Raw genomic sequence first — 12,631 nt, 5'->3', positions numbered from 1 at the left:
TAATCATAATCATTTAACCTCGTTTTTTCAAATTTGAGACACTGAAAATTTTCATTTTTCAATGCATTAAGTTCGATTTACGGCTTTACTTCCAGCGGAGAGAATTCATAATACGTTCCTCCTATTAAAATATTGTAAGTTCCTTCTGGCAATCCATATATTGTCATATACCCATTCTTATAATCTTCATCCGTTACCCTTTGACATGGATAGAACGACGACGGAGAAGATTCATCATTTTCACCTTTCTTTTCTATGCAAACTTTTTCTCCATTTTTAAGATCTTCCTTTATACCTTTGTTCCAATTATCAAAATTTTCCCTATCACGTTCCGATGTATTTTCATCATACGCTATATAAAGGGAATCCAAATATACCTTGGCCGAATATACAGTTTCAACAACAATTTTTTCCAATTCGGCAACAAGTTTTCCATCAATAGCCACAACACTGGCATTTAAAAAACTGGAATAAACATTGGCCCCAAGGCTTGAATCTGCAGAAAGCGCACGCAATTGAAGATTTCGAAAATCCTCTATATAAGCATATTTAGCCTCTTTAGCAAAATCGTTTTCCCAATACGTCAAATAATTGACGCTGTCCATGAAGAAATAACCATCCTTGTCTGTGGTATATTGGCACTTGGGATCATCATAATCGCAGACTCCTTCATAAACCTTCGCAAACGCCATGGGATTCCCTTTAGCATCAACCACTTGAGCCCTAGCATCCATAAACAGGTAAATATCTTTATGTGGACGGCACATAACCCTACCCCAAGCTATTACACTATCCTCGGGATTGTTTTTCCTTAAAAGCATTGGGCCTTCGTACAATTCATCATCAACAGAATCAACACAAATATTTTCCCCAGAGATTTTCTTGTGAACTAACGAAGTATCCAATTCAGCAAGGAGTCCCTTTTGTTCAACAGGCTTTCCCGAACTCGATTCGCTATATGATGAAGCCACATTATTATCACTGCAAGCGGCAAGGATACCAAGACCAAGCATAGCCACGGCAATGCCTAACTTTGTAATTTTATTGATAATCATAATCATTTTTCCTCGATTTATTTTTTCAAATTTGTGAACAAGTGAATATTCAACTGGTGCACTCCAGTCGCTTCCTTTTTATCTTGCGTAATAATCCTACGCACCTTGGCTTTCAAGTTCTGAATTTCCAAGGCAATCTCTCTATAGGCGTCGTCCGAAACGCTGAACGTGAACGTTCCCATGTCCGATGGATTATCGTCATTTGCAAGCAACGCCTGCTTCGAAAGTTCAAAGCACTGCAATTGGTATTGGCGAACCAAGTCACTATTGTTATAGGCTCCGCTGCTCACCGATTCACGCGAACTTTTCCAGAAACCGTCTTCGTTCTTGCGCACAAATCCGATGCGTGCAAGTAACTCCAACGAACGCTTCAAAGTTCCCACAGAGACCTTCGGAAAAATGCGTTTTTGAATCGGTTCAAGGTCATCCGAAACATCCATCACATCCAACGCCGTAAACAATACGCTATTATACCAGTGATTGTAATACTCGTAGGCATCTTCATTCAAGATGTGTTGCGGATCCGGGTGCAGTTTGATGAGTTCATCAAAAAATGCATCGCGTTCCGTTGTTGTTTTTGCCTGGTCAAAATTCACCATCGTTTCAAAGTACTTGGCTTCTTTCTTGTTGAGTCCAAGAACTTCTACAAACTTCGGAATCATTCGGCTAGAAAGCTTTTTTCCTTTGACGATATCGTTGTAATAGCTGCGAGTCTTCGGGAGACCAAGCAAAGCGCAGGCCCCCGCCCTGGTGAATTCAGGATCAGTCAGCACGCGTGCCGCCTGATACTCATCCAAGTACTTGCGAAAGTGTGTAAACTGAAATATGTCGATTGCTTTTTCCATATTCCAAATGTACTCAAATTTTGACTCAAAGTCAAGAGGTAATCATAAAATTTTGAGATTTTTTTTGAGTACTTGTTTTTATGCTGAATGAATCAGCACTTCATCAATTTTTTAATCATTAAAGTACGTCTTGCGGGCGGGGCCCCAGCTCAGAGAGCTTTGATGCTTTTGACGCCTAGGCGTCAGCGGCTTCACTCGGTTATGCCGGTCTGCAAGCAGCCCGTCGCAACACTCGTTTTGCACGCTACTGCGAAGGCCGCACGGGCCCCTCCCTGCACCCTCCCCATCCTTGGCCGACGCTTTATTCTCTCAACGATTAACTATAATTTCTTATACAGTTATTTTTTCACGCATTTATTGATAATATCAACGGCCTTTGAATTGGTCACCGAATTTGAGTTCGGTTTCTTTGGCGCCGTTGAGGTTCACGAGGCGTTCCGGTTCAAAGACCATTTCGCGGGCAATCCCGTCCTTGAGCTTTTCAACGCAATCGAGCATTTCAGCAGCCGATTGGCACGTCAATAAAGCCTGCCGCACCGACATCGCGACACTGTCATCCGAAGGAGCTACAAATCCCTTACATAAACGCGCGGCGAGTTGTTTCATGCGGCCCATCGCATTCATCTCGGTCGCCCCGTCCTCAATCTTAAACTTGTAATAAAGCGGGAACACGTCAAGCGCTTCTTCAGCGGTAATCACATGCTTTTCGCGACCTTCCCAGGCATCTGCAATCTGCCCGAAAATCCAGGGATTATGCATCGCCCCACGCCCAATGCTCACGCCCGAAACACCGTAAGTATTGATGCGTTCGCGAGCGCATTCGACGCTATTCACATCGCCATTTCCAATCACAGGAATCTTCGCTGCAGCAGCAACTTTGCCAATCCAGTCCCAATTGGCGAGGCCGTTATAACCTTGCAAACGAGTGCGACCATGAACCGTGAGCATTTCAACGCCCTCGCCTTCGGCAATTTTGAGCGTTTCCATCACGTTGATGCTTTCGTCGTCCCAGCCAATACGGCACTTGAGCGTGAGCGGAATCTCTAGCGCCTTCGCATCCAACGTTTTCTTCACTTCGTGTAAAATTTCTTGCAAACGCGGCAAGTCGCGCAAAAGTCCAGAACCGCTCCCCTTGCCCGCCACCTTCGGCGCCGGACACCCCGCATTCACTTCGATAAATTCCGGGTGATAACGCTCGGCAATTCGACCAGCGGCATACGCCATACGGTCGGGAAAACGTCCAAAAATTTGCACACCGAACGGTCGCTCTTCCGGGAAAAACTTCAATTGCTTGTGACCATCCGGGTTGAACACGGCATCGCCATCCGTTGGAACAAACTCCGAAACCAAGAGCCCCATGCGGTCGCCCGAAAGCACACGGCAAAGACGCCGGAACGGCGCATCGGTCACACCGTCCATCGGACTCAAGATAGTATTGGGGAAAATCTCCTTATCCCGGAGACTAAAACGGACCTTTTTAGGCAAATTATCAATCTTCAACATTTAAGTCACAACTATTCACAAATATTCCGCAATGTGAACCCGAAAAAAATATTTAATTTCGCACGAACCATCACTCTAAGTCTATGATAAACTTATATTTAGTGCGTGGCTAATATAACTAAACAATCCCTTATTCAAGAAATCGCTAAATCCACCGGATTTGTGCGCAATGATATTAAAATTGTCGTCGAACAGTTCCTCGATTTGCTTGGCGAGAAGCTTATCGAAGGCAATACTATTGAAATTCGCGGTTTTGGCACGTTCGCCTGCAAGCCCCGCAAGGCTCGACCGGCACGTAACCCCCGCACAGGCGAAACAGTCCTCATCGACGAACGCTTGGTCCCGACCTTCAAGTTCAGCAACGACATTAAGGACAAGATCAATTCGCTCGAAGGCATTCTCGGCGAAGCCACCGTGCAACCCGAACTTGAAACCGAAAACGAAATCGCACAAATCAACAGTGATTTCGATTCCATCTAAACGAACGTTGAACCTATCAGCTCAGGCAACGCATACGCCTGATACGAAAGAGCCGGCTTAAACGCCGGCTTTTCTTTGTCATGCCCCGTCATCCTCGAAGCGAAGCGTAGGGACAACCTCAAATGGCGAGAGTCGCAGCCATACTTGTATGGCTATGACCGAGTCAAAGAGGTTGGGGCTTGCCCCATCCATTATTTTTCACCCCTTACGTTTGACGGGGCATCTCCTTTATTACGACAGTGCAGCCACTTCATCTTCGGTGAGGAATCGCCAACCGCCCTCACCCAGCGTGCGATCCAGAACAACCGGTCCAATAGCGACACGTTCAAGCGTTTCCACGTGATTCCCGACGGCAGCAAACATACGGCGAACCTGATGGTACAGTCCTTCGCCAATCGAAATGACAACAGCATCTCCGTCCACTTCGATTTCACGAGCCAGCACCGGACGTCGTTCGTCCTTGAGCATCACGCCCGCCAAAAGCTCTGCCTTCTGCGCATCTGTAAACGGCCTCGCCAGCGTAACGCGATACTTTTTCCAAAGCCCCTTTTTGGGGCTTTCTACTTTATGAATAAAGTCACCCTGATTCGAGAGCAGCAATAGTCCCGAAGAATCCGCGTCCAAGCGCCCGACGGACTGGATGCCCATTGCCGTAAAGCGTTCCGGCAAAAGATCGTACACAGGCTTATGGTCACGAGCATTATGGCTACATTCTACATCCGTTGGCTTGTAAAGCATCACGTACAACTTTTCCACCGTCGGAGCTTCTTCACCGTTTACCGTAATAAACTCCGGACGTTCCTTGAACTCCATAAACGGATCATCAAGGACCTTGCCATCTAGTTCCACAAGTCCCATGCGAACCAGGCCACGAGCATCCTTGCGGCTACCAAAGCCCATCGAGGCAAGTAAACGTTCCAAAGTCAAAACAGCCATCAGTCCTCCAAAATAATATTCAGAATCTTTTTGCGAACAAAACCCAATTCCGGGAGTTCATTTGTTTTAATCACTCGTGCACGACGGCGCCAAAAGCTGAACGCCAAAATTCCAGCAAGCACAAGCGTTTCAAGCACAAAGCAGAAAACGCGAAGCAAAGTGACACTCAATCGAACAGCACCCGCCGCACGGAGTTCCTTTTCACGGCACCAGTCCATTCTCAAGTCCCAATCGCCAACATACGGGAAAGCCTTTAAAACTCCATTCGTCGCAGCCAAGTATCCCATAGTCTGGTAATCCGTCTGGATGCCTTCGACAAAGCAATCCTTAAAGCGAATGCGGAACAGCGAAAACACAGCACCAAGAATTTTCATTACATATCTAAAAGCCCGAGCATCCAAGTCTGGAGTTAAGAGGATTGTCCAAAATTCGCGGTCCGAGAGTTTGCGCTTTTCTTTCTTCGGCTTCTTTTTTGAATCGTCGGCTGACGTCTCTGACTTTTCTGCATCGTGATGCTTGGATTCTTTGACTTCAACTACAGACGATGCCTTCACTTTCGCAGGTTGCGCATTTTCGCTGTCATCACTAGACTTCACTGGATCTTTTTCGCAAGTGCAATCCGAGACATTATGGATCCCCTCCCTGACGGTCGAGGATGACGCGGGTTGAGATTCTCGCTTTTCACTTTCACTAATTCCCACTTCCGACTTCCGACTTCCGACTTCTCTCTCGTCTTTCGTCTCTCGTCTCTCGTCTCTCATCTCCAAACATTCCGTCTTCGGAGAGTCTGCGGGCTTTTTTGCGACGGCTTCTGTTAGCGGCGCACTCTCGCTACCAGCATTAGATTTCACTGGATGGGGCTCAGCCCCACCCCCTTGGGCTCGGTCATGCCCAAGCGAGCTTGGTCGCGACTCTCGATCTACGCATTTGTCGTCTCCCCCCAGCCCCCACTTTTTTTCGTACTCGTAAATTTTCTTCTTGAAAAAAAAGAACAGCGCCTGCGCACCGCGCTCCCCAGCTTCAAATTCAATTCGAACAGAAAACGGGAAAAGCAGTAGCACAAGCGCTACAACGAGAATAGAACAAAGGAGCCAGGAAAAGAAGCCCATTTACTTTTCGGCTTCGTCGGCCTTCTTACTGATGATATCGATCAGCTCAGCAAAGCTCTTATCCTTGAGGATCTTGCTAAACTGTTCCTTGTAGTTGCGAGCAGTCGAAAGATCGTCGATAACCAAGTCCCAAGCTTTCCACTTGCCATTCACAAGCGTCATCTTGTATTCGAGCACCGATTCCTTGCCCTGGTTCCACAGGTGGGCAATCACGCGAGCATCGTCCGAACCCTTCATCTTTGCCGGTTCGTAAATCGTGGAATCGGCGCGGTAAAGTTCCAAGCGGTTGGCGCTGGAATTGCGGACCATGCGCTGGAATTCAGTCACAAACTTTTCCTGAGAAGCAGCGTCCTGAGCCTTCCAATCACTTGCAGCAAGAGACTTCTTGGCAAGCAAGGCGAAATCAAAGGAATCGTTCAAGAGGTTCTTGACGCGTTCCGTTTCCTTAGCAGTGCGTTTAGACTTCTTGATGATATTCTGCAATTCAACGTCCTTGCTCTTGACGACAGACACAGGATCTTCGGCAGCAAAAGACAAGAGCGAAGCGCAGGCAATAGCAATCATAATTTTCTTAAACATCTTGATACTCCTCATTTTTTATTTAAAATACGAATTATACTCTTGAAGAGACAAACCCATCTTTGCAATTAATCCGGCAAATTCGACGTTATATCGGCAAACTGCGAAATAATAATCTTTTTTCATTGTTACATTCTGCGTGTAAGCCGATACGAGGTCGCTCGTTTGGGATTTGTCCAAGTCATATTTCATAGCGGCACCTTTCAAAATTGCCTCCGAAGCACGCAAACTTTCGCGCAAGGCATCGAGCTTTTCCTTGGCCGCAACAACTTGATAATACTGTTCCACGGCCTTCGCCACCAAACCATCGGCGGCATAATTTTCTTTAAGCTGAAGACCACGATAATCCGTTCTCGCCTTGCGGAACTCCTCCCAACTCTTCCAGAAATTCAAGCGGTATCTCAAGCCCACGCCGACAAGTCCAGAAATCTTGTTGACGGCATCCTGGGCAAAAGCACTTTTCTGCAGCACGTTGCGATTTCCGGCCCAGCTTTTCACATACTGGAATTCACCCATGATGAAGAATTCAGGGGCAAGTTTCGCTTCGGCCAAATCCATCTGGAGCCTACGAGCGCGGAGCCCGGCCTCTAGCTGTTTCAATTCAGGATTATACTTAATCGTCAAATCGCGAACCTGTTCTTCGGTCGGGAGTGGTTCCGATCGCATTGTAAGCACAGTATCTTCGGTTGCAAAAGTATCGCCTTCCGGCAAAGAGAGAGCAAATCGAATTGCAAGCATCACGCGCTTCATGCCAAGGTCCGCTTCAATCACGCCTTCCTTGACGGTGTGCATTTTCGCTTTTAAGTTCAAAAGATCGTTCTGCGAAACAGTCGGTTCATCTTCGTCCAAAGCTTCTTCGAGCTGGTCATAAGCCTTATCCACTTGCTTTTTGGCGTCCGCGGCAAGACGTTTCATTTCAAGCGCCAGGAGATAATTGTAATAATACGACTGGAGTTCAACCTCTTTTTTGTGGGTTGAATTTTCAATTTCGAAGGATTTCTGCTGTAAATCAGCTTCCAAAGCTTTCTTTCCGCTCCGGTACTGTCCCAAATTCAAAGGTTGGATAAACTTGGCCTCGACCGCCCAAAATGGTCCCATTCGAGAAAAATCATACGTGTCTACAGTATCGCCCCACTGATCAATCGTTTCCTTCAAACCGGGAGCGGGCCCCACCATCATAGACACATTGAAAGTCGGCAAAATAACTTCGGCCGTCAAAGAACGAATCTTGTCATTTTTGCCTTCCAGAGCATGTTTCGTTTCGGCCATCTGCGGATCATTAGCAAGGCCCTGTTCTACAAAGCGCAAACAATCATAACGGACTTCACCCGCCAAGGCAATCCCCGTCATAGCAAGAATAAAAATCAACTTCCTAATCACGACTAGAATTTAGAAAAAAGATTTTAGTCAGTGGTCCATAGTCATTAGAAAGTGGCTTGTAAATAGTAGGAAGTAGACAGTAGACAGTAGGAAGTGCTGAGTAAATAGTAAACAGTGGTGAGGTTTTTAATTGGTCATCCTCGCGTACGCGAGGAACCATTATTTCTTGAGTTGCATTCACAAACAGCATAGGCGTCCATCTATGATTTTAGACATAATGGATTCTCCTACGGAGAATGACAAATCCTAACCACTATTTTTCAAAACGAACAATGCGCCACCAAATCCTTATATTTTGCCACAACGCCCTCGTAATAAACGGTCGGGAGTGGAGCGTTTTTTTCCAAGAGTTTATCGACAGCGGAATGCCCCAAATTATAAGCCACCAGAGCTTCTCTCAAATGGCCATATTTTCCGATAAGGCGAATCAAATAAGCCGAACCCACGACCACGTTGACTTCAGGGCGCATCAAGTCCTCTTCCGTCTCGATAACAAGCCCAAAGCGGCTTCCCATAGATTTTGCAGTTTCTAACTTTATCTGCATTAACCCAAGTGCCCCCGAAAATTTTCCAGTCTGGAAACGCCCACGAGCAAGCGGATTGCCGCGACTTTCCTGCGCCACCACGGCAAGGATAATCAACGGGTCCAGCGAGTACGATTGAGAAATCTGCCAAAGGTTTTCGGCCAAAATGCGAAAGCTCACCTCAGGGAGACGGTCGCCAAGCATATACGTGAGCGCCTTTTCGATTTTCACATAGTCCAGCGTCCACTTGCCCACCACTTCCAAATGTTCAAGGTCATTGTGAAGAATGCGTTCCCGGTAAGCCAAATTTTCAAGCTTAAGCCGGTTAGAATACCATTCGCTCGCAAAAGTGAACAAGACGGCAAACCCGATAACGAATAAAACGCTTACCGCCATCGAAGAAAGTCGTACGCTACTTTTCACGCCGATTCTTCTCCAAGTATTCTAGATAAGAAACCCAATCCTGGATGACACCAAAGGAACTTAGCAGAGTTGTATCCTGAACCACGCCGAGCTTGCGCATCGGACCAATTGCAGATTCCAGGCGATCAATTTCGCGGATGTATCGTGCTTTCTGGCTTTCTAGAACTGTAATTTGCGCTTGCTTATCCGAGATTTCACGCCCTTGCCCAACGATAATAACAAATAACGTAACAGCCCAGCCAATCAGGAACAGAGCCACCGAAACGGCAAAGCCAGGCGAAAGACTGATGGACCTCTTTTCGTAATGGAGGCCGACCAAGTGAGCCTGTTTAGAAAGGCCCGACTTGCGATACTCCTCGCGGCTCCTATAAATTTCAAAGATGTTGCGGTAACGCTCAAAATAGGTTTGCAATTCTTCGCTGTCGAAAATCAAGATGAGCGATGCTTTCTGTTGCTTCACCATGTTCAGAATTTCGAGGAACAGACTGCGATAAGCATCTGTCGTAAAACGAGCATTCTGGAGATTCACAAAGAAAAATACACCCGGCCCGCGAACGAGCATTTCCAGTTTTTCGCGAACAGCCGACAACTGGTATTCACCGAGAATACCATATAGCGAGATTTCAACTTCTTCGCCGCGGTCTTCAACCTGGATGTCAATCAAGTCGGCTCGCATTCATTACCTCTTGGTCACCGACACTGAAATTTTAAAGGCCTTGCGATCGAGCACGTTAAACGGCGCATTCCAGAACGGGAACACGCGAATGCCTTGGAACGCCTGCGGAGCTGCCGACGATGTAGCGCCAAAGATGGAGCCCACAAAAATCGATGTCGGTCGGTCAAATGCCATACGGAAAACGCAACCATCCTTTTCGTCACGAATTTCAAGAGACTTGCCATCAGGATACAAAAGCGGTTCGACCATATTCCACTTGACATTCTTTCCGTCAATCCAGACCTTGTTGACATCGCCACGCGACAAAAGTCCAAGTTCGAGGATGGTCCCGAAATACCCCTTCGTGTTCACGTACGCAAGATTGTCTATCGCATACGAAACCGTAAACTTGGCCGCATCACCTTGGAAAGTAAAGACCTTCTTGATCCTGAACAAAGCCTTGCGTTCTTCGTTTGCAAAACCTTGTTCTTCGTCCAGCATAATCTCCGTACCCGAGTCCGAGCGGAGAATACGGTAATCATAAGGGTCTGCGAGCAAATGTTTGCGATCGTAAAGCATCTGTTCTAGCTTGACCGGCGTAAAGTCTACGTTCGGGAGGAGGCAATCCAAAAAAGCAAAGGAGGGTTCGCCATCGTCACGCCACGTATTCACTAAATTGATTTTTCCGGCCTTGTAATTCAAGGCACGGAGCGCACCGCCAAAGCGGGAATCCAGCAAATAAGAGGATTCTGGATTTTCGCAAAAAAGAATTTTTTTGCCACGAAGCAAAAAGTCGCATACATCTACGCGAAGTCCAGAAAAGCCAGTAAGATCGTCCAACAGCTGAGAAGAGGCTAGCAGCATTCGATTCGAGCGCTTGCGGACCATCATGGAGCGCATGCCCGAGCGATTGAACATATCCCTAAAATAAAGCGGAGCCATTGCAGGCAAAAGGGAATGACAGAACTCAAGCCACTTCTTGCCCGAAAGCAAACTGCGCCCTCTCCTGTACAAATTCAGGAATGACTTATGGTGCAAATTAATTTCGGGGCGACGGATTAAAAGTTCGCGACACGTGCGCGCCGTCGAAGGGAGCCCCAGCTTGCGCCCCGCCGAAACGAGGAAACTGATTGTACCGCAAGTTTCAAGCTGATCGACAGCAAAACCAACAGTTCTAGTCTGAACCTCATTAGCCTCGACAAAATCGACAATGCGGCCAAAGAAATCAATAATTTCGTTCGGATCAGATGGAATATCCAAAAGTGCCACCGCCGACTTGCCATCGCGACAATACGATTCAGCAATGCTGCGCCATGCAAGATTGTCTTCGGCAATCGCTTTCGAAAGCACCTCAGACACCGGAACAATGCGGATAAGAGCACCGCGATCTTCAAGCGTGAACCATCCCGAAACAGGCGTCGAGCGGCCAAGCGCATCTTGCACCGCCGATTCCGTCACCAGCGCAAAATCAAAACGCGAACGTTCCAGAACATCGGCCATGCCCGGCTCCCAAACCAGCGAGGAATTGAAATACCCCTGCGGTTCAACACTTAGCACTTTTTTCAGGTAATTGCGATGCAATTCTAGCTGCATCGTTTGCAAATCTTCAGGGAATAGCGGGAGCATCGGATCGTAATAGCCACCGCCCAAAAATTCGATAACCCCATTGCGAATCGCATTCTGAATTTTGCCGAACATCAAAGGCTTTGCCACATTGTAAAGCGCCTCAATCATCGGCCCATCCAAAAAGATGGAGCACTTCACCTGTTCAGAATCCAAAAGAACATTCAATCCTTCGAGCAAGTTACGCGCAATCGCCTCAAGGTTTTCATACGAGGTCGAAGGCGACATCTGCAATACAAAGGATATTCTAGGATTCATGTGACAAAGAATAGCAATTTTAATTGCTATCAACTATCGAAAACGCTAATCTATACCCGTAAGTATTTAGTTTTTTGATGACGGGAGCAATATCTTTCATCAGCACGTCTTTTTCAAAAACAAGCGTTATTTTATTAGAAACATTTACAGAATCAACAAGTAAACTTAGAACCGTATCCTGTTTCATTTCAGATTTCTTTTCTGTTTGGCGCTCCACCCTCAAACGGACATTCTCAATAAACCTCCACAAATCAGCATCATTGTTAAATGTATAGAAGTTAAAACCATCAAACCGGCTTCCCTTATTGAAATAGGCTTCATTCAAACTGACGACATAAGCGATGCCATCACCTTTACTATAAAACGACAAAACCAAATCAAGCCCCTCATAATTTTGAACGCACTCTCTATCCTTAATGCCCATTTTCAGAATTTCATCAAACGATAACTTTTGGCAGTAACGCAAACACTTATATCTTACCTCTTTCATTTCTCGAATAACAAAGTCGCACCACATATAATCAACTGAAGGAATACTTAAATAAAAAATGTCCTTATAATTTGACCCAACCGCAATGTTGAGCTCCGAATATCCGCAAAGTTCCATTGAAATGAGTGATTTATAGAAATCCCCATAAGAAAGGTTATCATCAACATGTAACTTGGCTAAATCATATAAAGGCAAACCATTCCTTCTAACATACTTCTGATACCTTGCTTTTGCGTCACACAATTCTGTTCGAATTGGCTTGTTATAGAAATCATCATCAGCAGAAATATCGATGAACGTTATTCCGATAGCAGTTCCATTCAGCGAGTACTCTTCTGTATTGACATCGAGGAGTATTTCACCATCTTTCAATGTCTCGAACTCCTTTTTCGCGCTGTCGCAGGCCGCAAGGAGGAAAAGGGAGAGTAACAGGATGTATGCGGAGATTTTAGACATTTGTACGGAATATACAAAATTGCGACTGGAACCGTGTATGCAAGGGGATCCGTGCAGGATGGCCCCGGAACAAGTCCGGGGTGACAATAAAAAAAAGCCCCGCTCACCGTGTTTCGGCAAGCGGGGCGTGAGCGACAAGCGGCGTGTACTAACACGCCGTGGCCGCGAGAGCGAGGCGAAGACGGAGTCCCGTCCTGCAATAGAGCCGAGCGGTATAAGTCACAAGCCACCCCTAAGAGGGGTGGCTTGCTTTGCCCCTAGAAGGGGCTGTTACTGCCAGCGCCTTAATGACGCTGGCTTTCTCTTCGTTCAAGC

12 protein-coding genes are annotated in these 12,631 nt (G+C 46.5%); 1 reads left to right on the top strand and 11 read right to left on the bottom strand.

Features of this window, described 5'->3' with window-relative positions:
- Positions 1 to 77: 77 nt before the first annotated feature.
- The 3 genes from HUF13_RS07825 to HUF13_RS07815 all read right to left on the bottom strand — a co-directional run bounded on the left by HUF13_RS07825 (position 78) and on the right by HUF13_RS07815 (position 3,403).
- Positions 78 to 1,061: a hypothetical protein gene (locus HUF13_RS07825; protein ID WP_304038961.1), complete on the bottom strand. Its 984-nt coding sequence runs from the start codon at positions 1,059 to 1,061 to the stop codon at positions 78 to 80.
- 11 nt (positions 1,062 to 1,072) lie between these two features.
- Positions 1,073 to 1,900, bottom strand: coding sequence for a TIGR02147 family protein (locus HUF13_RS07820; RefSeq protein WP_173474606.1), 828 nt, complete (start codon positions 1,898 to 1,900; stop codon positions 1,073 to 1,075).
- Between the two features lie 366 nt (positions 1,901 to 2,266).
- Positions 2,267 to 3,403: a tRNA-dihydrouridine synthase gene (locus tag HUF13_RS07815; protein WP_173474605.1), complete on the bottom strand. Its 1,137-nt coding sequence runs from the start codon at positions 3,401 to 3,403 to the stop codon at positions 2,267 to 2,269.
- A 105-nt stretch (positions 3,404 to 3,508) separates the two neighbouring features.
- Here HUF13_RS07815 and HUF13_RS07810 point away from each other — a divergent pair, with 105 nt between their 5' ends.
- The gene (locus tag HUF13_RS07810) at positions 3,509 to 3,883 is read left to right on the top strand and encodes an HU family DNA-binding protein (RefSeq protein WP_173474604.1); all 375 of its coding nucleotides are present in this window, start codon (positions 3,509 to 3,511) and stop codon (positions 3,881 to 3,883) included.
- 231 nt (positions 3,884 to 4,114) lie between these two features.
- Here the strand turns inward: HUF13_RS07810 and HUF13_RS07805 are convergent, their stop codons facing one another.
- The 8 genes from HUF13_RS07805 to HUF13_RS07770 all read right to left on the bottom strand — a co-directional run bounded on the left by HUF13_RS07805 (position 4,115) and on the right by HUF13_RS07770 (position 12,232).
- The gene (locus tag HUF13_RS07805) at positions 4,115 to 4,819 is read right to left on the bottom strand and encodes a pseudouridine synthase (RefSeq protein ID WP_173474603.1); all 705 of its coding nucleotides are present in this window, start codon (positions 4,817 to 4,819) and stop codon (positions 4,115 to 4,117) included.
- A complete protein-coding gene (locus HUF13_RS07800) occupies positions 4,819 to 5,928 on the bottom strand; it encodes a hypothetical protein (protein WP_304038959.1) in 1,110 nt (369 codons plus the stop codon). Before HUF13_RS07800 ends, HUF13_RS07805 begins: the two co-directional genes overlap by 1 nt.
- Positions 5,929 to 6,507, bottom strand: coding sequence for a phospholipid-binding protein MlaC (locus HUF13_RS07795; RefSeq protein WP_173474602.1), 579 nt, complete (start codon positions 6,505 to 6,507; stop codon positions 5,929 to 5,931).
- A gap of 18 nt (positions 6,508 to 6,525) precedes the next feature.
- A complete protein-coding gene (locus HUF13_RS07790) occupies positions 6,526 to 7,875 on the bottom strand; it encodes a TolC family protein (RefSeq protein ID WP_304038957.1) in 1,350 nt (449 codons plus the stop codon).
- A 272-nt stretch (positions 7,876 to 8,147) separates the two neighbouring features.
- Positions 8,148 to 8,834 carry a lytic transglycosylase domain-containing protein gene (locus HUF13_RS07785; RefSeq protein ID WP_173474601.1) on the bottom strand — a complete coding sequence of 229 codons (687 nt, stop codon included), beginning with the start codon at positions 8,832 to 8,834 and terminating at the stop codon, positions 8,148 to 8,150.
- Positions 8,824 to 9,510, bottom strand: a complete 687-nt coding sequence (locus HUF13_RS07780; protein WP_173474600.1) for a hypothetical protein — start codon at positions 9,508 to 9,510, stop codon at positions 8,824 to 8,826. The genes HUF13_RS07785 and HUF13_RS07780 overlap by 11 nt, the downstream gene beginning before the upstream one ends.
- Before the next feature lie 3 nt (positions 9,511 to 9,513).
- Positions 9,514 to 11,370, bottom strand: coding sequence for a glycoside hydrolase (locus HUF13_RS07775; RefSeq protein WP_173474599.1), 1,857 nt, complete (start codon positions 11,368 to 11,370; stop codon positions 9,514 to 9,516).
- Between the two features lie 19 nt (positions 11,371 to 11,389).
- Positions 11,390 to 12,232 (bottom strand): hypothetical protein, encoded by an 843-nt coding sequence (locus tag HUF13_RS07770; RefSeq protein ID WP_173474598.1) that lies wholly within the window; start codon positions 12,230 to 12,232, stop codon positions 11,390 to 11,392.
- Positions 12,233 to 12,631 lie beyond the last annotated feature (399 nt).

This window comes from Fibrobacter succinogenes (genome assembly GCF_902779965.1).
GTDB lineage: Bacteria > Fibrobacterota > Fibrobacteria > Fibrobacterales > Fibrobacteraceae > Fibrobacter > Fibrobacter succinogenes_F.
The sequence above is the reverse complement of the archived record's forward strand: the minus strand, read 5'-3'. Positions and strand labels throughout refer to the sequence as shown.

What these genes read in the sequence shown, in the direction of transcription:
- HUF13_RS07800 (WP_304038959.1), bottom strand. Translation starts at nt 5,928, where the DNA reads ATGGGCTTCTTTTCCTGGCTCCTTTGTTCTATTCTCGTTGTAGCGCTT.
- HUF13_RS07820 (WP_173474606.1), bottom strand. Translation starts at nt 1,900, where the DNA reads ATGGAAAAAGCAATCGACATATTTCAGTTTACACACTTTCGCAAGTAC.
- HUF13_RS07815 (WP_173474605.1), bottom strand. Translation starts at nt 3,403, where the DNA reads ATGTTGAAGATTGATAATTTGCCTAAAAAGGTCCGTTTTAGTCTCCGG.
- HUF13_RS07780 (WP_173474600.1), bottom strand. Translation starts at nt 9,510, where the DNA reads ATGCGAGCCGACTTGATTGACATCCAGGTTGAAGACCGCGGCGAAGAA.
- HUF13_RS07825 (WP_304038961.1), bottom strand. Translation starts at nt 1,061, where the DNA reads ATGATTATGATTATCAATAAAATTACAAAGTTAGGCATTGCCGTGGCT.
- HUF13_RS07795 (WP_173474602.1), bottom strand. Translation starts at nt 6,507, where the DNA reads ATGTTTAAGAAAATTATGATTGCTATTGCCTGCGCTTCGCTCTTGTCT.
- HUF13_RS07775 (WP_173474599.1), bottom strand. Translation starts at nt 11,370, where the DNA reads ATGAATCCTAGAATATCCTTTGTATTGCAGATGTCGCCTTCGACCTCG.
- HUF13_RS07805 (WP_173474603.1), bottom strand. Translation starts at nt 4,819, where the DNA reads ATGGCTGTTTTGACTTTGGAACGTTTACTTGCCTCGATGGGCTTTGGT.